The organism is Desulfatibacillum alkenivorans DSM 16219 (genome assembly GCF_900142135.1).
Classification (GTDB): Bacteria; Desulfobacterota; Desulfobacteria; order Desulfobacterales; family Desulfatibacillaceae; genus Desulfatibacillum; species Desulfatibacillum alkenivorans.
Map to the genome: position 1 here is coordinate 24,914 of NZ_FQZU01000016.1, position 20,145 is coordinate 45,058.

General features: G+C 54.8%; 14 protein-coding genes. 10 read left to right on the forward strand and 4 right to left on the reverse strand.

Annotated features, from left to right (window positions below; all coding sequences use genetic code 11):
• The first annotated feature begins 97 nt into the window (after positions 1–97).
• A complete protein-coding gene (locus BUE18_RS13690) occupies positions 98–1,117 on the forward strand; it encodes an elongator complex protein 3 (RefSeq protein ID WP_073476605.1) in 1,020 nt (339 codons plus the stop codon).
• Between the two features lie 18 nt (positions 1,118–1,135).
• On the opposite strand, the gene BUE18_RS13695 is transcribed toward BUE18_RS13690, so the two are convergent.
• Complete coding sequence (locus BUE18_RS13695) at positions 1,136–3,550, reverse strand: penicillin-binding protein 1A (RefSeq protein ID WP_073476606.1); 2,415 nt, start codon at positions 3,548–3,550, stop codon at positions 1,136–1,138.
• Between the two features lie 467 nt (positions 3,551–4,017).
• On the opposite strand from BUE18_RS13695, the gene BUE18_RS13700 reads away from it, so the two are divergent.
• The 9 genes from BUE18_RS13700 (at position 4,018) to BUE18_RS28705 (ending at position 15,955) form a co-directional block, all read left to right on the forward strand.
• Positions 4,018–6,246 carry a type IV pilus biogenesis protein PilM gene (locus tag BUE18_RS13700; RefSeq protein ID WP_073476608.1) on the forward strand — a complete coding sequence of 743 codons (2,229 nt, stop codon included), beginning with the start codon at positions 4,018–4,020 and terminating at the stop codon, positions 6,244–6,246.
• A 79-nt stretch (positions 6,247–6,325) separates the two neighbouring features.
• Complete coding sequence (locus BUE18_RS13705) at positions 6,326–6,946, forward strand: hypothetical protein (RefSeq protein ID WP_139264741.1); 621 nt, start codon at positions 6,326–6,328, stop codon at positions 6,944–6,946.
• 40 nt (positions 6,947–6,986) lie between these two features.
• Entirely contained in the window at positions 6,987–7,523 is a 537-nt protein-coding gene (locus tag BUE18_RS13710) for a hypothetical protein (RefSeq protein WP_073476611.1), read from the forward strand.
• A 4-nt stretch (positions 7,524–7,527) separates the two neighbouring features.
• Positions 7,528–9,228, forward strand: coding sequence for a type IV pilus secretin PilQ (gene pilQ / locus BUE18_RS13715; RefSeq protein ID WP_073476612.1), 1,701 nt, complete (start codon positions 7,528–7,530; stop codon positions 9,226–9,228).
• A 20-nt stretch (positions 9,229–9,248) separates the two neighbouring features.
• Entirely contained in the window at positions 9,249–10,844 is a 1,596-nt protein-coding gene (locus BUE18_RS13720; RefSeq protein WP_073476614.1) for an ExeA family protein, read from the forward strand.
• 1 nt (position 10,845) lies between these two features.
• Positions 10,846–12,558 (forward strand): GspE/PulE family protein, encoded by a 1,713-nt coding sequence (locus BUE18_RS13725; RefSeq protein WP_073476616.1) that lies wholly within the window; start codon positions 10,846–10,848, stop codon positions 12,556–12,558.
• Positions 12,559–12,580: 22 nt separating this feature from the next.
• The gene (locus BUE18_RS13730; protein WP_073476617.1) at positions 12,581–13,801 is read left to right on the forward strand and encodes a type II secretion system F family protein; all 1,221 of its coding nucleotides are present in this window, start codon (positions 12,581–12,583) and stop codon (positions 13,799–13,801) included.
• A 146-nt stretch (positions 13,802–13,947) separates the two neighbouring features.
• Positions 13,948–15,291 (forward strand): sigma-54 interaction domain-containing protein, encoded by a 1,344-nt coding sequence (locus BUE18_RS28625; RefSeq protein ID WP_073476731.1) that lies wholly within the window; start codon positions 13,948–13,950, stop codon positions 15,289–15,291.
• 262 nt (positions 15,292–15,553) lie between these two features.
• A complete protein-coding gene (locus tag BUE18_RS28705) occupies positions 15,554–15,955 on the forward strand; it encodes a pilus assembly FimT family protein (protein WP_073476619.1) in 402 nt (133 codons plus the stop codon).
• Positions 15,956–16,006: 51 nt separating this feature from the next.
• Here BUE18_RS28705 and BUE18_RS13745 read toward each other — a convergent pair whose 3' ends face one another.
• From BUE18_RS13745 to BUE18_RS13755, 3 genes are all read right to left on the reverse strand, one after another.
• Positions 16,007–18,097 carry a tetratricopeptide repeat protein gene (locus BUE18_RS13745; RefSeq protein ID WP_073476621.1) on the reverse strand — a complete coding sequence of 697 codons (2,091 nt, stop codon included), beginning with the start codon at positions 18,095–18,097 and terminating at the stop codon, positions 16,007–16,009.
• 89 nt (positions 18,098–18,186) lie between these two features.
• Complete coding sequence (locus tag BUE18_RS13750) at positions 18,187–19,125, reverse strand: lysylphosphatidylglycerol synthase transmembrane domain-containing protein (protein ID WP_139264742.1); 939 nt, start codon at positions 19,123–19,125, stop codon at positions 18,187–18,189.
• Positions 19,112–20,035, reverse strand: a complete 924-nt coding sequence (locus BUE18_RS13755; RefSeq protein ID WP_073476624.1) for a glycosyltransferase family 2 protein — start codon at positions 20,033–20,035, stop codon at positions 19,112–19,114. The genes BUE18_RS13750 and BUE18_RS13755 overlap by 14 nt, the downstream gene beginning before the upstream one ends.
• Positions 20,036–20,145: the final 110 nt, after the last annotated feature.

Sequence of the window (20,145 nt, forward strand, 5' to 3'; positions counted from 1 at the left end):
CAGAGGCAGTTTAGCGGGCCGGGTCAAAGGACGGCGCGTTTTTTCCTTTATGGGTGAAACGTTTCCGTGTAAGTGTGATATTTGGCGGTGCGTTGCAATGGAAAAAGAAAAAAGGCCCTTTGTCATTCCCATCTTTTTGCCCCATGCGGGGTGTCCGCACCAGTGCGTTTTTTGCAACCAAAGGGCCATCACCGGCGCCCTCCGGCCGTTCAGCGTCGAGGACGCCCGGGCGGAGGTGGAGCGTTGCCTTTCCTTTTCCCGCAAGTCCAAAGGGCCAACCATCATTTCGTTTTACGGCGGCAACTTTCTGGGGATTCCCCGGAAGCGCATCCAGGATCTATTGACCCTGGCGGACCAATATGTCAGCCAGGGCAGGGTGGACGGCATCCGTTTTTCCACCCGGCCTGACACGGTGAGTCCTCAGAGCCTGTCCCTATTGGAAGGATATCCGATTAAAACCGTGGAACTTGGCGTGCAATCCATGGATGAGGATGTTTTGGCGGCCTCCCGGCGCGGGCATACTGTCCAGGACACCAGGACTGCTCATGCCCTGTTGCGGGAAAAAGGGTACGAAACCGGCCTTCAGATGATGATCGGCCTGCCCGGGGACGACGGCGCCCAATCCCTGGCCAGCGCCCGCGAAATCGCCGCCCTTTTTCCGGACTTCGTTCGGATTTATCCTACGGTGGTTTTGGAAAACAGCCCCCTGGCGGAAATGTGGCGAAGCGGGCGCTACGGGGCCTTAAGTCTGGATCGGGCCGTGGATTTGTGTTCGAAGGCGTACGGCATCTTTCATGAGGCGAATATTCCGGTTGTGCGCATGGGGCTGGCCGCTTCGGACTCCCTGGACGAGGAGGGCGCGGTTCTGGCCGGGCCTTATCACCCGGCCTTCGGGCATTTGGCGCTATCGGCCTGGTTTTTGGAAAAGGCTCTTGCCCTGTTAAAAGATGCGGGCCTTTCCGGTGGGCCGGTTGTCTTCAGGGTGCATCCCCAAAGCGTTTCGGTGCTGCGCGGCCTGAAAAATTCCAACATGGACGCCCTGGAAGGGCGCCTGGGAGAGCGCCCCGGCGTTATAGAAGACCGGGGGCTGCGGCGGGATCAGCTTGCCCTTGGATAATTCCCATGCTCCCGGGCTTTACTGGATCAGATCGTTCCTGAACAAGTCGCTCGCCTCTTCCACCTCGCCCGGTCTGGGCGTGTATTTTGTGGGCGCGGTTCCCTGTTTGAAACACTCAAACACGGTCTTTTTGGACTCGGGAATGGCCAAAAGGCCGGTTTCCGCGTCGATTTTGGCCCAATCCACGCCTTCTGGCACGGGGAACACCCGCACGGGCTTGTCCTCTAAAGCCTGCTGCATGAAGTCCAGCCAAATGGGGCTGGCGGCCCTTGAGCCTGTCTCCCCTTTGCTCATGGGGCGTTCGTTATCGTAGCCCACCCAGACCCCGGTCACCAATCGGGGCGTATAGCCCACAAACCAGGCGTCGTACAGGTCGTTTGTGGTGCCTGTCTTGCCGGCGGCGGGCCGGTTAAGGGCTTTAATCCGCCAGCCGGTGCCGTGCTCCACAACCCCCTGCAAAAGATGGGTCATGACATAAGCCGTGCTCTGGTCGATGGCTTTGCGGCTGTTGTGGGTGTATTCCTCAAGCACATTGCCTTCCCGGTCGGTAATCCGGGTGACGAAGCAGGGTTCGATGTAAAAGCCCTGGTTGGCGAACACGGAATAAGCCTGCACCAGCTCCAGCACGGAAAGCCCCGAAGACCCGAGGGCCAGAGACAGGTCCGGGGAGAGGTCGGAGGTGATGCCGAATTTCCGGGCGTAGTCAATGACGTAAGGAACCGTAATATCCTGCATGATTTTGACCGTAGGCACGTTTCTGGACTGCGCCAGCGCATCCCGCAGGAGGGTCTTGCCGTGAAATTTTTCCTTGTAATTCTGGGGTTTCCAGGTGAAGTCATTGGACGAATCGTTAAAGACCACGGCGGTGTCGTGCAGGATGGTCGCCGGGGTGTAGCCCTTGTCAATGGCCGCGCTGTAGATGATGGGCTTGAAGGCCGAGCCCGGCTGCCTCCGGGACTGATAAGCCCGGTTGAACTTACTGGAACTGAAATCCCGGCCGCCCACCATGGCCTTTACATGGCCCGTCTCGGTTTCTATGCATAGCAGGGCGGATTCCGCCTTGGGCTCCTGCTCCAGGGCAAGGGAATACAGGTCGGAGCCTTCTTTCTTTTCCTTGACTCTTACTTCAATGACATCCCCCACCTCCAAAGCCTGGGATATTCTTTGGATGGTCCCGCCCCAGTCGTAGGGAGCGATATCCAGGTTGGGCTTTCTGGCCCACTTCATGTCAGCAATAACCAGCGTTCCCATGGACGCCCCCATGCGGACCATGGCCAGTTTGTCGTCGTCCGCAATGGAGACCACCACGCCCTTGACAATGGAGTCCAAGGCGGGAGGCTCCTGGGGCAGCTCCGCGGAATAACCTTCTATCTGTTCAGGCTGGATGTGCTCCAATGGGCCGCGGTAGCCTTCCCTTTTATCCAGGTCTGCCAAACCCTTTTCAATGGCTTCCCGGGCGATTTTCTGCATTTCAATATTGGCGGCCGTGGTGATGGTCAGGCCTCCGGTCAACAGCATTTCCTGGCCGTATTTATCCTCCACATAACGCCTGACATACTCGGTGTAATTGGGAATCTGCTCCATATAGAGGTTGCGGCGGGGCTTGATGTCCAGCGTGTCCAGTTCGCTGACCGCCTTGGCCACTTCCACGTTGGTGATGTATTGCTCGTCAAACATCCGATTCAGGACGTATACGGCTCTGGCTTTGGCCTTTTCCCAATGATGGAAAGGCGAGTACCGGCTGGGCGCCTGAGGCAGGCCGGCCAGGATGGAGCATTGCGCCAAGGTCATTTGGGAGGCGTGAATGCCGAAATAATTCTGGGCCGCAGCCTCAACCCCATAGGCCCCGTGGCCCAGGTATATCTGATTAAGGTACAGGTAAAGGACCTCTTCCTTGGAAAAGGCTTTATCTATTCGCCGGGCCAGGATGGCTTCCTTGATTTTTCTTTCATAGCTTTTTTCCCTGGTCAGCAAAAACGACCTGGTCACTTGCTGGGTGATCGTGCTTCCTCCCTGGACGATGGCGCCGGCCTCAATATTTTTTATCATGGCCCGCAGGATCCCGAAAAAGTCCGTTCCTGCATGCTTGTAAAATCTTGAGTCCTCAGCAGCCACAAAGGCTTTCAGCAACATGGGCGGCATTTGCTCCAGAGGGATGACAATGCGTCTTTCCTTAAAAAACTCTCCGATTTTGCGTCCGTCATCAGAATAAACCGTGGATACAATGGGGGGGCGGTAGTCAGCTAAACTAGAAATTTGCGGCAGGTTTTGAGAGAAGTGAAGATACAAAGCCCCCCCGGCGCAGGCCGCTAAAACAGCGCCTATGATCATGAGAGCAAAGAAAAATTTAAACAGTCTGAAGAGCAGGCTTTTTTTCTGGGGCTTTTTGCGTTTTTTTTGTTTGGCGGCCGCGGAGTAGTTATTTTTGGGCATAATCGCTTTCCTTGCAGTGGAATCTATAATGGCAAGCCATTGTATGGCGAGTTGGGTGCAAGGTCAATACAAACCATGCATTTTTATCAGGTTTATGGTTTTTGAAGGGGTTTAAAGCGGCCGTAGAAAAAAGAAATACAGCGCTGCATTTTTGGGAAGTGGGCCATTTCACAATTTTTCTTAAATTTAACTTGCATAACTTAGGACGAGTGTGATAGCTATTTGATATGTTGAGATAAACTAAAATTCAATTGCAATCCGGTAGGTCCTGGGGAGGGGATAAATGTACCAGATGGGGGGATGTCTCTTGTGTTTGCCACAATATGTGGATCTTTAGACGGAATTTACTGACTTTCAGCTGTTTATACTTGGGTTGATTACTAAGGCGGTTTCCAGGGGTCCGGTATGTGCAAAGGCGATAGAAAATTACAGGACCGGGAGATGGGGGCTGCAAGCAGGAGTTGCCATTGAATTCGCGAGATGAAATTTCGTCAACCGAAAAACTGTTGAATGTTATTCGGGGAGAGGAAGAGGAAGAGGCGTCTTCAAAATCCGCCTCTCGCCGTAATGCTTCCAAGCAAAAGTCTTCTTCCGCCAAGAAGAAGCAAAAGCCCTCCAAGCCCAAAAAGGTGCGGGGCGGCGGTAAAGTCGTCAATGTCGGGGTAACCTTTGGCCGTGAACGTCTGGTTTTGGTTAAAGCCAGCCAGATTTCCGAAAAGCGTTGGCGCACCATGGGGCGGAAGATCGTTCCTTATCCCGTGGGGGTGAATCCGTCCTCCCCGGATTTCGCCGGTTTTCTCAGATCTTCGCTTTCCGACTTCTGCTCCGGTTCTTCGGTGCAGGTATGGGCCGCCGTGCCTTCCCAATCAGCTGACATTCGAAGAATTTTCGTCCCCAAGGTGGGACGGGACGAACTGCCTGAGGCGGTTTTCTGGACATTCAAAAAAGAATCCCCCTTTGACGACGCCAAAGTGGTTTTTGACTTTCAGGTGGAAGGGGAGGTCCGGGATTCGGGAGTTGCGAAGATCGCAGTAATCGCATACACGGCGGATCGCGGGGAAGTGAATGGACTTAGAGATCTGTTTGACAAAGCCGGGTATCCTCTCACCGGGCTTACGGCGCCGCCCTTTTTTGTACAGAACCTGTTCCGTTCCGGCTGGCTGAGAGCGCCGGATGAAGCGGTGGCGGTTTTGTATGTTGGCGATGAACGGACCCGTATTGACATTTTTTCGGGCTCGAATTTGGTGTTGACCCGGGGGATTAAAGCGGGCATCCACAGCCTGAGCGAAGCCCTGGTGGAATCGTACAATGAACAATGGCGGTATTCCACCTTGCATATGGCTGAACAGAAGGAAGAGGATTTCGGTCAGGAAATAACCCTGGAGCTCAGCCCGGAAGGCATGGAATCCGTTTCAGGGGCGACCGGCGCCTCCTCTCAGGATTCCGCTCCCATGCAGGAACTGGTTATCGAATCGGATTCCTATGACCTCCCTCATGAACTGACGATGGAGTCGTCCTATCAGGACGAACAGACGCCGGAGGGCGTGGTTGAAATTTCCCCGGTGGAGGAGCCTCCTCCTTTGCCGGATTCCGCGTCCGAAACGCCCGTCTCTGAAACGCCGGCGCCGGCCGGTCCTTCTTTCAAGGAGTCCAAGGAGCCTCAGTCCCTGGATTTGGAATTGGCCCGGAGGGTGTTGTTGTGGGAGACGGGGGAAAGCCCCCCCCTGGAATCAGGAGACCCAGGCTATGGATTGAGCGCGGAGGAGGTTTTTGACTTCACCCTTTCCGCGGCCGACCGCCTTGTCCGCCAATTGGAAAGAACTTTGACCCATTTCCAGAACAACCCTGGAAGTCAAAGAGTCTCAAAAATTTTGGTGTCAGGCCTTCTTAGCTCGCACGCTCCTTTCAAGAATTACATCGGGGAGCAGCTGGGCATAAAAAGCGAAGGGGTGGATCCCTGGGCGCCCGGCCTGCCCCTTTCATCGGGCGATGAGCCCCCCACTCTTGAGTCGGAGCGGGCCTGCACCGCCCCCGCCCTGAGCCTGGCCCTGTCCACCAACGAACAGACTCCCAACCTTTTGTACACGCACGAACAGCGCGAGGCCGTTGATCGGGTTAACAGCATCAACAAGATGATCATCGGCGTGTTTTTGCTCTTATTCATAGCGGCTTTTGGCGTGTACCTCGTACAGGAAAAAGCGGTAGACTCCCGGAAAGCCGTTATAGCCGGGTTAAACGCGGAATTGAAGCAGTTCGGGGCGGCCAAGGATATTGGCCAGGTGTTGGTGGAAGCGTCCAAAGTAAGCAAAGCCTACGAAAACGTCGTGGAAAACAGCATGCGCTTTCAGTCTTTGGCGGCTTTGAATGAACTGGCGCGGGTTTCGCGGGAAATGCAGCCCCAGCGGGTGGAGCTTTTAGGGGTGACGGTGGATTTCCAGGTTGTGGGGGCCGGCAAGAAAAGCAAAAATTCCAAAATGGATGAAAAAGAGGACGCGGTTAAACCGGGGATGGGCCTTGTCCTGGAAGGCGTGGTCATTGGCCGGAGGGACGTCCTGGAGGCCACTCTGGCGACTTTTTGGATGCATTTGGACAATTCCCCGCTGTTTTCGGAAGCAACAATCCACAAGTCCGAAATTCAGGAGTACGCCGACGACGGCGAAGTCCTGCATTTCTTCATGAAGTTGAATGTTGCCTGATACGGACCTTTGATGGAGCGCTATCATCATGGCAGGTGAAAACAAAAAACGATTGCCAGCATCCAGCCAAAGAATAATTTTGATTTTTACGCTGCTGCTTATTCTTTTAATCATCGGGGGGCCCTTCTGGTCTTACAAGACCACTCAAAAACTGGATCAGCAAATTTCCGATCTGAAGCAGGACATTGAAGAGCAGAAGTTGTTGGCGGAAGCCGCCCTCCAATTTAAGCTGGCCGTAAAAACCCTGGAAAAGAACATTGAAGACAATCGTTCTTTAAGCAAGGCGCAGCCGCCCTCGGCCAAGGAAGGGCAACCCCCCCTGGCCGAAGAGGACGCCGGAGCCGGCGTTCCGGAAACTGTCGCCAAAGCCGGCCAAATGGATCCGGCGAGCATATTGAAAATTGAGCGCCGCGGCCTGACCCTGCAGGAGACTGCGGATATCGGGGCGGCGCTGAGCGCCATGGCCGAAAACGTGGGGCTTACGCCCGATAGCATTCGTCCGGATGTCACCTCGCTTATGGGAGACAAGGGGGAAATCGTGGTCGATGCCAGGGTGACGGGAAGCTACACCGGCCTTTGGTCCTTTTTGCATGACTTGGGAGCGCATCCTGCGTTTAAGGAGTTCCTGCAGATTACCATGCGCGAAATTCCTGAATCCCGAGAAATGAACCTGAAGGTTCGTTTTTATACTGAAATTTAGGCCGCAAGCGATTGTTGATTGATAAAGGGGACGCGGATTAATGGCTAAACGGGAAAAGTTCATTGTCATTGTGGCCATCCTTGCAGTGCTAGGATACGGGGCGACTTTTTTGTTCTCCGGCGGAGGGGGCGACAAAGGGCGCAAGGCCTCCGCTTCAAAAACGAGTCAGGGAAAGGATCCGGCCGCCGAACTCGCCGAGTTGCGGAAGAGCATCGAAGAGTCGCAGACAAAGGTTGGCAAGGCCAAGCCGGAGGAGTTGGCTGTTTACATTGTGGCCAATTCGGAAGCCCCTTTTCCCCAGGACCCGTTTTACTACCGAATCAAAGTGGAAGAGCCGGAGGAGGCCAAAGAGGTTGAGGAAGAAATTCCGACGCCCTCCATTGCGCTTTTTTATACCGGGTTTATTCAGATCGGCGGAAAACGCATGGCCATCATCAATAACCTGGAATATGAAGTCGGCGACGACGTGGCGGCGACAGGCTTTCTGCTTAAGTCTATTCATCAGGATCGCGTTGAAATAGTCAGCCGCGAGGGCACATTCACCTCGCTAATTCCTTATGTGGAAGAAGGGTTATAAGCACATGGCTCTTATCAAGCATGGTCTGAAAAAGTATAGCGGGCTGCTGCTGGCCTTGGGAGTTCTCCTGGTATGGGCCGGCTGCGCCCAAACGGAAAAAGAGGCGCAACCCGATCCATTTTTTGAAAAATGGAAAACCATGTCCATGACCGCCAAGGGGACCTCGCCCGTTGACAGGGAGTTCTCCATTGACGCCTCGGAGGAGGTGGTGAGCTCCGGTGATGACATGGATTTGATCGGCGAAACCGAGGAAGAGGAAATGGCGCCCGAGCGCCCTCTTCCAAGCCAGCCTGTCACCATGCGAATGAAGGACTCCGAGGTTGGAGTGGTCTTAAGGGCCATTGCCAGGGGCGTGGGGCAAAACCTGTTGATCAACTCCAATGTCACAGGCCGCGTGAGCGTGGAGGTGAAAGCCGTCCCATGGAACGAAGTGTTCCTGAGCATCCTGAATTCTCAAGGGCTGCGCTATGCCTGGGAGGGCGACATCATCCGCATCATGACCGCCGAGGACATGGAAAAGGACCTGGCCGTCCAGCAGGTGCAGGAGCGGACCAAACGCCAGAAGCTGGTTGCCAAAAGCGTGGAGCCCCTGCTCATGAAGGTGGTTCAAATCGACTATGCGGACCCCGAAGGGCTGGTGGAGCCTTTGAACAGCATCCTGGCCACTTCCGCCGGCGAAAATGCCGCAGATAAGAGTAAAAAGGACAAATCCAACAGCGTGGCGCGCGGCTCGGTTGACGTGGACAAGCACAATAACAGCCTGGTCCTCATGGCCGTCCGGGAAGACCTGAAAAAAATGCTTGCGCTCATCAACAAGCTGGATCGTCCGCCCTATCAGGTGCACATTAAAGCCAATATCGTGGAAACCAGCCGGGATACGGCCCGCGACCTGGGCATCCAATGGGGCTGGATGTACGGCCGGTACGACAGCCTGGGAAACGATACGGATTTTTGGCTCACCCCAGGCGGCAATTTCGGATCGGCGGCCAGCCGGGACGCCCCTCTTACAGGCGCCTACACCGCGGGTACGGGAAGCAAGGGCGTAAGCGGCCAGGGCAACGGCATTAACTTTCCCGTGGATTTTGAAGACGCCATGGGCGCCACCATGGGCCTGATGTTCGGCAAGGTGGGCAGCAACATCCTGGAGGTCCAGTTGAGCGCCTTGGCGGAAGCAGGCAAGATCAACATCCTTTCCACGCCCTCCATCACGACCCTGGACAACCAGACCGCGTCCACGGAAAACGGAACGGAAGTTCCCTATGTGACCATCAATGAAGACGGAGACCGGGAAGTCAAATTCAAGGACGCCACCTTGATGCTGGAAATCACGCCCCACGTCATTGACGAAGGGCAGATGAAAATGAAGGTGGAAATCAAAAAGGACGAGGTGGACTTGTCCAACACCGTGGACGGCAACCCGTTCATCCTCAAAAAACGCACCAGCACGAATCTGATTGTGAGAAACGGCGAGACGATCGTCATATCCGGCCTGTCCAAGACGAGAAACGCCGAAGGGGATACGGGAATCCCCTGGTTGAAGGACATCCCCGGCCTGGGATACCTATTTAAAGGGGAGAGCAAAGCCGAGGCCATGGAGGAAGTCCTGATTTTCCTCACCCCCAATGTTTTGCCCAAGCCGGGAGAAGCAATGGTGCAGGAGCAAAACGTCAACATGCCCGCTTCTGCGGGGGGTAATGAATCCTGATTGCTCAGGAATAAGGCGCCATGGATTATTTTCAACTGCTGGACCTGAAGAAGGAGCCTTTTTCCAACTCTCCGGACCCTGAGTTTTTTTACGGGTCGCGGCAACACTTGGGGTGCCTCCAAAAACTGGAACTCTCCGTCCGCCTGCGCCGCGGGCTGAACGTGATCACGGCGGACGTGGGCATGGGCAAAACCACCCTGTGCCGCCAGCTTATCAGGCGCTTCGCCGCGGACAAGGACGTCCGGACCCATCTCCTGCTGGACCCCGCGTGCTCCTCGGCCCACGAGTTTTTGTGCATCATCGCCCAGATGTTCAACCTTCCGGTCGACCCGGAAAAGGATACGGAACGGCGCCTCAAGGAAAAGATCAAAGGATACCTGTTCGAACAAGGCGTGGAAAAGGAGAAGGTCACGGCCCTCATTATCGACGAAGGGCAAAAGCTCCCCTACCACTGCACGGAAGTGCTTCGGGAGTTCTTGAATTACGAGACCAATTCCAACAAGCTGCTTCAAATCATCATTTTTGCGCAAACGGAATTCGACCAGATTCTTCAGGAACACCCTAATTTCGCCGACCGGGTCAGCCTTTACCACAAGCTCCTGCCCCTTTCCTATAAGGAAACCAAGGCGTTGGTGCAGTTCCGGCTCAGAGAGGCCGCAGAAGGCGTTGTACCGGCCATATTTTCCGAAAGCGGTTTTTGGGCCGTGTATCGATCCACGGGAGGATATCCCCGGAAAATCGTGGAGCTGGGATACAGGGTGCTGCTCGCCCTGATCGTTCAAAGCAGACGGAAGGCGAACTGGCGCCTGGTGCGTTCCTGCGCCAAACGGGGAACGCCCATCAAGGGCCCGGAGCCTGTCTTGAGGCCGGTGTTCGCCGGATTGCTTATCGCGGCCATTGCCTTGGGGCTAAGCGCGGCGTCCACGGAGGATGTCGCAAGCCTTTGGGAGCGCTTTGCACCGCAATCCAACGTTGAATTAATGTCGGCCGCCCCGGCGGCGGTCGTTCCCAAACCGGCCGTCAAGCCTCCGGCCGTCAAGCCGGCGGCGCCCCCGGCCGCTCCCGCTGTTTCGGCGGTTGCAGCGTCAGCCCCCGAGACGCCTGAGCAGCAAGCCCAGGAGGCGCCTGTCCCTGCAGACGCCGCTCCCATAGCGCCGGAAAAGCCTTTGATTGCTGCATCCCGGCTTGAGGAGCCGCCCTCCCGGACTCAGCCTTTATACGCCGCCGTAAAAGAGCCTGCAGCGGCGCCGGCGGCCGCCAAACCCGAACCGGCGGCTCCTCCGGCCGGCCTGGTCAATATGTGGGGCGGGCGTTTTTCCGGTTATTCCCAGATTATTTTTTGGTTCGATAAGGAAGTTGCTTTTGAAGGGCCGGCGCTCCATTCGCGGGAAGCGGAATTCCGCTTTTTTAACGCCGTGAGCAAGGTGGCCTCCTATAGGGAATACTCCAGTTTTCCAGGCTGGGTGATGTTGAAAAAAGGGGATGGAAACGTTCAGGCGCGCATTGGTCTGCCCCTCAACCTGGAAGGAATCGAGCACTTTGTGGAACATGATCCTTTTCGCATAATCGTCAACTTGTATCATTACCAACAGCCCCGTGTAGAGGATAAGAGCTGAGATGAGAATCAGAAAAAGACTGGGCGAGCTACTGGTTGAGGGGGGGCTTTTAACCGACGAACAACTGAAGGACGCCCTGGCCCAGCACAAAAAGTCCGGCATGAAACTTGGCAAGTTCCTGGTGCAGCGCGGCATCGTGCGGGAAGACGCCATGATCGACGCGGTGGCCTCCCAGTTGAAAATCGACCGCTACAGGGCTGACAAATACCCGGTGAACGCCGAGTTGACCAATGTCATCCCCATGGACATGGCCCAGAGGCATCAGTTGGTCCCCCTCGCCAAAAAGCCCCATCTTTTGACCGTCGGCATGACGGACCCCATGGACATTGAAAGCCTGGACGCCATTGAAATTTACACCAACACCGAGGTCGAGGCCGTCATCTGTACGGAACGGGAGCTGACTCAGCTGATTAGCAGCCTTTACGGCTTTTCCTCTTTGGCGGACGGCATGGAGGAAGTGCAGGGCCTGGAAATGGGGCCGGAATCCCAGGTCCAGGAAGAGGCTGCGGATACGGAAATCGAAGTGCAGTCCCTGGCCGGCATGGTGGATGAAGCCCCGGTCGTCAGACTGGTGAACTCCATCCTGTCCCAGGCCATCCGGGAAGGCGCCTCGGACGTGCACATAGGTCCCGAGAAAACTTACGCCCACGTCCGGTTCCGCATTGACGGAAAGCTGCACGAGGTGCCTGCGCCGCCCAAATCCCTGCTCATGCCGGTGATTTCGCGCATCAAAATTCTCAGCAACATGGACATTGCAACCACCCGAATTCCCCAGGACGGCAGGTTCACCCTGAAAATGGAAAGCCGTGAGATCAATGTCCGCGCTTCCACCGTGCCCACCATCTACGGAGAAAACCTGGTGCTCAGGCTTCTGGACATGAGCAGCGGCATCTATTCCCTGCACGAGTTGGGCATGAACAAGGACGACCGCGCCAAGATCGAGAGCGTCATCGTCAAGCCTTATGGGATGATTCTTTCCACCGGCCCCACGGGCAGCGGTAAGAGTACAAGCCTTTACGCCATTCTTCAGGCGTTGAACAAGCCGGACATCAATATCATCACCGTGGAAGACCCGGTGGAATACCGCCTGGAAAAAATCAAGCAGATCCAGCTGAACCGCAAGGCGGGCATGACCTTCGCCAGCGGTTTGCGGGCCATCCTGCGCCAGGACCCGGACGTCATCATGGTCGGCGAAATCCGGGACGGCGAAACCGCCTCCATCGCGGTCCAGGCCGCCCTCACCGGCCACAGGGTGTTGTCCACCCTGCACACCAACGATTCGGCCGGCGCCGTCACCCGTTTGGTGGACATGGGCATCGAGCCCTTTCTGGTCTCCTCGGTGCTGCTGGTCTCATTCGCCCAGCGCCTGGTGCGCACCGTGTGCACGGGCTGCCAGGAGAGCTATATCCCCGCTGACGAAAGTCTGGCCGCATGGGGCCTCAGCCGGGCGGACGTGGCCGGAGTGGACTTCAAAAGGGGCAAGGGCTGCGCCATGTGCATGCAAACCGGGTACAAGGGCAGAACCGGCATTTTCGAGGTTTTGAAAAACGACGACACCATTCAGGATTTGATTTCCAGGCGGGATTCGTCCCAGGAGATCGCCCGGTCGGCCAGGGCGGCGGGCAAGATGCGCTTTTTGAGGGAAGACGCCCTGGACAAGGTGTTCGCCGGAAGGACCACCCTGGAAGAGGCAGCCTCTGCAGTCATGACTTAGGAACAGGACGACAGGAAGCATCATGGCGACATACAACTACACGGCGATGAATGAAGTGGGAACCAAGGTGTCAGGCACGCTGGAGGCGGAGACCTCCGACGGCGCCCGGCAGATTTTAAGCTCTCGCGGCTTTATACCCACCAAAGTCACCAAAGTCCGTGGAGAGGAAAAAGCTGAAAAGGAAGGCCTGGGCAACAGAATGGGCCGGGTGGGGGCCAGGGATATTATCCTCTTCACCAAGCAATTCGCCACCATGCTGAGGGCGGGCATTCCCATCATTGATCTTTTTCAGGTTGCGGAGTCGCAAACCGAAAATCCCAAGCTAAAAAGGGTTATCGCGCAGATTTCCAAGGATATCCAGGAGGGCGCCAGCCTTCATCAGGCCATGAAAAAGCATCCCTCCGTGTTTTCCCCCTTATATTTAAGCATGATGCGCGCCGGCGAAACCAGCGGGGCTCTGCCCCAGGTTTTGGAACGCCTGATATACATCATCGACCATGAGGAAAAGGTTAAGAAGGACATCAAGGGCGCCATGATTTATCCGGCGCTGGTCACAATCGTCCTGACTGGAGCTTTTTTCTTTTTGGAAATTAAGGTGGTGCCGGTTTTTGCGAAAATTTTTTCAAGAGCGCAGTTGGAGCTTCCACTCCCGACGAAAATTTGCATCGGCATCTACTCGTTTTTAAGCGCCTATTGGGTTTATCTGGTGCTTGCCGCCGTCGCTTTGGCCGTTTTTCTGTTTTTCTATTTGAGAACCGAGCAGGGAAAATACACATTTAACAGCATTTTGTTGAATATACCCATATTCGGAGACCTGCTCACAAAAGCGGCCATGTCCCGGTTTGCGAGCATCTTCGCTATATTGCAGTCCAGCGGCGTGACGGTGTTGGACTCCTTTACCATTTTGTCGGGAACCATAGGCAGCGCAGCTATGTCCCGGCAATTTGACGGCATCCGGCAACGGTTGGAGCAAGGGAGAGGCATTTCAGAGCCGCTCAGGGAGGCGAAATTTTTTACTCCCATGGTCATTAATATGGTGGCCATAGGCGAGGAGTCCGGAAACCTGGAGGAGATGCTTCAGGTTATTTCAGACCACTATGACGACGAAGTGGAGTACGCCGTAAATGCGCTTTCAGAGGCCATTGTGCCCATCTTAACGATAGCATTGGCGGCGGTTGTCGGCTTCTTCGCCCTGGCGATATTCCTCCCCATGTGGGACATGACCAAGATGGTCAAGAAATAGTGCTTCGATATCCGTTTTGTAAATGCCGGCGCCGGGGTCAGAACTGAGCAAGCGGGAATCAGAGCGCCCAGGAGGCGCCCGCCGTTGCGCAACGGGTGGCTGCTTTGTTGAAGATTTCCGAATCATGAGATGTCATGAAGTTATATATGAAAAAGTCTCTATACCACCTAAAATTATATATAATAATTCCTTTAATATTCAGCGGCCTTTCCATTCTTTCCTTTATCGGCGCCTACCGGATTGCCGCCGGAAGAATTCAAGCGGGAGTGGATCCCGCCCCTCATCTGCTGTTATGGGGCGGGCTGTTCGGAGGCTTTACCTTTGTCTGCGGCCTATTTTTAATCCGGGCCATATTGGGGCCCGTGGAAAAATTCGTTGTGGAAGCGGAGAGTTTAGGCGTTGCGGCGCCCAATGATTCCAAGCAGAATGGTCCTTCGGGCAAGGACGAGATGGCGCGTTACACCACGGTGTTCAGACAGGTCAGCGAGGTTTTGAATCGCGTGGAGGCCAGGAAGCTATTCCCTGAAATCGTGGCCCAAAGCAAAGCCATGCGCCAGGTTCTTTCCCAGATAAAACGGGTGGCCCCGACCGACTCCACTGTTTTGATAACAGGGGAAAGCGGAACCGGCAAGGAACTGGTCGCCGACAGCATTCACCGGCACAGCCAACGCAGCGGAAAGCGTTTTGTAAAGATAAACTGCGCCGCCATCCCTGAAACCCTGCTGGAAAGTGAATTGTTCGGGTATGAGAAAGGCGCTTTTACAGGAGCGGCGGCCCGCAAGCCCGGGAAGTTTGAACAAGCCAACGGCGGGACGGTCTTTTTGGACGAAATCGGGGACATGCCCCTGGAAACCCAGGCGAAAATTTTAAGGGTCCTGGAGGAAAAGGAAGTGGACAGGCTTGGAGGGATGCGCCCCGTCCCCGTGGATGTACGGGTTGTCGCCGCCAGCAATAGAAATATTCAGGAAATGGTCGATAATAATGAATTTCGGGAGGACCTGTTTTTTCGCCTGAATGTGTTTCCCATCCAATTGCCGCCCTTACGGGAGCGGCCGGAGGACATTCCTTTTTTGGTGGAGGCCTTTTTATCGCATTCCGATAAAGAGGCCTCGGTGTCTCCCCAGGCCATGCACATTTTATGCGCCCATCCCTGGCACGGCAACGTGAGGGAGTTAAGAAACGTTGTGGAAAGCGCCATGCTGTACAGCCAAAAAACCGTGGAGCCGGAACATCTGCCTCCGGCCCTTTCCGGCAGCATGGCGATCCCGACGCCCGTTGGGGTGTTTATTTCCAGGGAGGAGGAATCCCTGGACTTGGATTATCGGCTGCAGGAGTTGGAAAAAGGGATTTTGGTGGAGGCTTTAAAGCGATCGGACGGAGTGCAGGCTCAGGCCGCCCGTTTGTTGGGAATCAAGGAGCGGAGTCTTTGGCATCGGGTGAAGAAGTACGGAATTGACGTTTCCCGGATGCGGAGAAAGCCGGGGAATTAGCCCTGCATTTTTTGGTGATCGATCTACAAAAAGTGTAGATATGCCGTTTGATGCGGTTTTCGTCCAAAATTCCGGCGGGGGGCTTTATTTTATAACGCTCCGAAAATCAAATAAAATTGTAAATCTGAACCCAATTTAGCTTGCAGCCGCCTGATTGAGGCACAGTATTTGCTTCGTTTAAACGGCAACGATAGGAAGCATAGGCTCTTTTTAATAATCTCAAGTTCTTTTAACCGCAACACACCATGAAAGGAGTAGCGCTATGTTAGAAAAATGGAAGAATAAGGTCAGAGGTCAAGAAGGCTTCACCCTCATTGAAATCATCGCGGTTCTGGTCATCCTGGGCATCCTGGCCGCCGTGGCCGTTCCCAAGTACTATGACTTGCAGCAACAGTCCCTCAACCAGGCCCTGGAAGGCGGAGGCGCGGAAGCCGTTGCTTATGTTAATATGACTTTTGCCCAGGCCATCTTGGGCGGCGCCACGGTTGCTGATACGCAAGTATCTGGTTTTTATACCAAAGAGCTTGATTTGGGCGACATGACCGTCGATATTGAGGATGATGGGGGGGATCCGACTTATACGGTTTCCGCCGTGACTGGCGGCGCTCTTGACGGCGCCGTTGACGTAACAGGCACAATCGACCGTCCCGGCCAGGCGCCGTAGCCAATCAGGCTGACAGCCTAAAACTTGTCTTATCCATAGGGCCGTCGCTTTTCATAGCGGCGGCTTTATTTTTTTTAATGAAGGGGCCAAAACTCCAAAATCCGGCTCATAAGCCCGGACAGCTTGATCCTTGGCGAATTCGGAAAAGATTTCCTTAAAAGAAGCCTCTCCTTTTAGTTTGTGCAGCAGCCTGACCTTGGCATTGGTCAGGTTTTCGTCTTTTGTAAGGACTCCCAACTCCATGAGCGCCAGAATCGAGTCCAGCCTGTTGGGCGATCGAAGTGCAAAGGCCTTGTACAGGCGGACGGCCGAGTCAAACCTGCCTTTTTTCTGCTCTATGGCCGCCAGAGTCAGGATAGGTTCGATAAAGGACGGGGCGATGTTCAAAGCCCGTCCGGCCTCTTTGGCGGACTCCTCGTATTTCCCTAATTTGAATAGCGCGACGCCCTTCAAGTGCAGCAGCTTCGGATCTCCGGGAAACCTGTTCAGGCTTTTATCAATCCTATCCATAGCAAGCTCATACCGCCCTAACAGCATCCAGCAATGGGCCATCTGCCTATCATTCTCCACCTTGCCGGGCGCATGAATTTTGGCGGATTGAAAAAATGCAAGCGCCGCCTTGGGTTGGTTGTGGAGATATAATTTGATCATGCCCAGGTTGAAAAGGCAGGTTTCTACAGACCCGGCATTCTGAAACCGGTTGAGCTGGAGGGCCTTTTGGAAGCACGCTTCCGCCAGATTCAGCCGCCCTAATTGGTAATAGGCGCTGCCAAGGCTTATATAGGGGGCGCCCCGGTGGAGGGCTTTGTAGACATTGTCCGACCAGAACGCCTCCTTGCTTGTAAAAAGGCCGTTACGGTGGAACGTGGTATTTCCATGGACAATGATAACAACGCCGACCATGCAGACGCCGAGGAACTTGACGGATTTTTCGTGTGAAATCCGCGCGATCAGCTTGAATGTTAACAGGAAGACAGGAAGAAAAAGCAGCATGGAGGGGATGTAGTTTCTGTGTTCATAGACCATTTCAAGGGGCAGGAAGGTGCTTTCGACCGTGTGATTCAAGAAAAAGAAGAGAATGCAAAAACTGACCATGGGGGCTTTTTTCATCAATCCCAGCCCGGTCCCCAAGGCGGCCAAAAGAAACAAAAAGCTAAAAAGACCGGAAATCGGGTCCAATAATGATGAGGAGAAGGGAACGTCGTACAAAAAGGTCATCCGGCCCGGGGCGGGAAAAAAAAGCAACCCGAGGTACAGCATCATAACCCTGGGTTGGGTGGCCAGTCGCTCCCACATGGAAAAGGGACGGACCGAGTAATACGATAGCGCATTGAACGGGTTGGTCAGTAAAAAAGCGGCCAGCGCCCCTGCGGCGCAGATCAGGAAGGTCCATTTGGCGAATTTGGCGATATTTTTTGGGGAAGCTCCATGGATCAATATCAACTCAAGCAAGGCCAGTGCGGGCGCCAGCAGCACGGCGTTTTCCTTGGAGGCGACGGCGCACAGGCCGGAAATTCCGGCGGCGGCGAACCATCCCCATTTGGTTTTTCCATCGGCAAACCGTCCTTTGACATAAAAATACAGGGCGGCGATATAAAACAAGCCGGCCATGGAAGCCATCCGCTGTACAACGTAGGTAACGGAGGTGACCTGGATGGGATGCACGGCCCAGAACACCGAGGTTAACAGGGCGAGAGGGTAGGAAAGGGCTCCGTATTTCTCCCTCAGCATGGGCAGGTTAAGCATGGCGCGGATGAACAGGAACAAAAAGCAGGCCGCCAAAAAATGAACGCCCAGGTTGAAGGCGTGGAACCCGGCCGGCTCCAGGCCGCCCGTGTAATAGTTCAAGGCGAAGGTGAAAAAGGCCAGGGGCCTCCACAGCCGGAATTCCCCTGTTTTTTCATCCCTAAATGGATTGGTCAAAGACTCAAAGTCCAATCGTTCCATGCGGATGTACTCGTTTTTGACGATTCTATTCATATCGTCAAAGACAAAAACCCCGTGGAAGGAGTTGGAATAAATTAGAATCAATATAAAAAACAAAGAGATGAACGCGAATGCGTGAGGCGTCGGCCGGAATTTGCCAAAAGACCCTTTCAGGTCGAAATCATAGGAATCTGTTCCCTTGCCTTCCTGCGGCATGATGAGGCGTCCAACTCCTTTCCTTTAAACGGCGATGGGTTCGTTTAAGAACGGATGTGGAATCAAAATGCTATGTAAAACGGATGCGGCTATTTATTAACGAGTTTGGAGGCAAGCCAGAATCCCCCTCCCAGGGCGGCTTCCGTGCAGGTGTCGATCAACCGCATGCCTATGGCGGCGGCGATCACCACCGGCTGCGGGATGATCACCGGCAGAATCAAAAAGATAATCCCCTCCCTAACGCCTATGCCGGCGGGCGCGAACAGCGCCGCCATCCCAATGAGCATGGCGCCGTAGTAGACGCCTGCAACCACCAAAAAATGCTGCCATTCCACCCCATATAGCGCCCTTATCAGAAAAAAGAAAGAGGCGCCGGTAAACAAGGCGGGAACCCCGTAAGCCCCGACCAGCCGCAGGACCATGCTGTAGGGCGGATATTTTTCCGGCGGCGCTTTTTTTGCCAGGCGAAAAACCAGGCGCAGCATAAAGGGCATGACCCATGGCGTCAGGCTCACCAGCATGGCCAGGGCGCCCAGACCGGAAATCCATTGGAGGCTCACAGGAACGTCCACAGACCCCCAGGTCACGGCCAGGGTTACGATGAGTCCTGAGGCGGCCGTGCTGGACAGGTGCTCGGTAATGGTGGCCGCGGTAATGGCGTTGTTGGGGTGGTTTTTATACTGATTGAACCGGACCAGCAAAATCGTCACTTTGCCGGGGACGTGCCTGCCCATGCGAGATAGAAGCCAGGCCCTCCCGGTGGTCACGAAGTCCTCCCGGATGCCGAAAGCTGAGGCCAGCCTGATCCAAACCGCCAGGTTGGCCAAATATCCGGCGGCGCAGCACAATATGCTCAGCGCAAGATAGGCGGGCGAGATATTGAGCGTATAGGCGCCAAGCTCCCTGGCGTGCCGGAAAATAACCCAGCCCACAAAAGAGAGCACAAGCAAAAGCAAGGCCCTGCCGTACCAAATCCGGGCTTTTCCCGATTGAACGCGGGAGGCCGCTTCCGGACTATTTTTCATCATCTGCCTTTTGACTATAGATTACCCTGCCTATTTGGTCGAAGCGCAGTTGCGTCACCTGTTCGGATATGAGGCCCATTAAAAAAACCACCACGGCTATGGTCATGAGCATGGCCGAAGTAGGGCCGTATCTTGTGTGCAGCACAAAAATTTTAAAAAGCCCGTATCCCATGCCCGTAAGGAACATAAGAAGGCTGGCGGGCAGGAAGATTTTCAAAGGCGCGAACAGGGTGGCGATTTTCAGGATGATCAGAAAAAACCTGGCGCCGTCCCTGAATATTTTTATCTTGCTTTTTCCTTCCCTTGCCGGCGCTGCAAAGGGCACATACACCAAGCTGTAACCCGTCCTGACCACGGCAAGGGTCAGGGTGGTGGGGTACGAGAAGGTATTGGGCAGAATATTAACGAATTCCTTGGCGATGGACGTTTTCACAGCCCGGAAGCCCGAGGTCAGGTCCTCGATTTTTCGGTCGCTTACGTAGGAGGCCAGACGATTGTACACAGCGTTGGCGAAATTTCGGTGCATGCTGGCTTTGGTGCCTGTGGATCTGGCCCCGACCACCAGGTCGTAAGGCCCCAGTTTTTCCAGAAGACGCGGGATTTCCTCCGGCGGGTGCTGGCCGTCCGCATCCATGAGCACGATGGAGTCCCCCATGGCATGACGGATGCCTGTTTTGACGGCCGCGCCGTTGCCCATGTTGTAGGGATGGGTGCAAACCCGGGCGCCCGCCTCCAGGGCCGCCTGGGCCGTTTGGTCCCTGGACCCGTCGTTCACCACAATAATCTCGTGGGACAGCCCCAGTTGCTCCATAACTTTTCGGACTCTTTCCACGATTCCGCCGATGGCTTGTTCCTCTTCATAGGCGGGCATAATCACGGATACGGAAATTGCTTCCTCTTGAAGGTGCGTCATTGTAAACCTGCGTGAATTGAATTGAAAATTTGGGGAAAAGTGAAACCTGATTTGACTTTATATGGCATATTGAGCCAAAATGTGTAAAGAATAAGTTAATATCCTAATAT

Coding starts and splice junctions, on each gene's coding strand:
- BUE18_RS13730 (WP_073476617.1), top strand. CDS start 12,581: ATGGCGACATACAACTACACGGCGATGAATGAAGTGGGAACCAAGGTG.
- BUE18_RS28625 (WP_073476731.1), top strand. CDS start 13,948: ATGAAAAAGTCTCTATACCACCTAAAATTATATATAATAATTCCTTTA.
- BUE18_RS13755 (WP_073476624.1), bottom strand. CDS start 20,035: ATGACGCACCTTCAAGAGGAAGCAATTTCCGTATCCGTGATTATGCCC.
- BUE18_RS13690 (WP_073476605.1), top strand. CDS start 98: ATGGAAAAAGAAAAAAGGCCCTTTGTCATTCCCATCTTTTTGCCCCAT.
- BUE18_RS28705 (WP_073476619.1), top strand. CDS start 15,554: ATGTTAGAAAAATGGAAGAATAAGGTCAGAGGTCAAGAAGGCTTCACC.
- pilQ (WP_073476612.1), top strand. CDS start 7,528: ATGGCTCTTATCAAGCATGGTCTGAAAAAGTATAGCGGGCTGCTGCTG.
- BUE18_RS13745 (WP_073476621.1), bottom strand. CDS start 18,097: ATGCCGCAGGAAGGCAAGGGAACAGATTCCTATGATTTCGACCTGAAA.
- BUE18_RS13750 (WP_139264742.1), bottom strand. CDS start 19,125: ATGATGAAAAATAGTCCGGAAGCGGCCTCCCGCGTTCAATCGGGAAAA.
- BUE18_RS13710 (WP_073476611.1), top strand. CDS start 6,987: ATGGCTAAACGGGAAAAGTTCATTGTCATTGTGGCCATCCTTGCAGTG.
- BUE18_RS13720 (WP_073476614.1), top strand. CDS start 9,249: ATGGATTATTTTCAACTGCTGGACCTGAAGAAGGAGCCTTTTTCCAAC.
- BUE18_RS13695 (WP_073476606.1), bottom strand. CDS start 3,550: ATGCCCAAAAATAACTACTCCGCGGCCGCCAAACAAAAAAAACGCAAA.
- BUE18_RS13725 (WP_073476616.1), top strand. CDS start 10,846: ATGAGAATCAGAAAAAGACTGGGCGAGCTACTGGTTGAGGGGGGGCTT.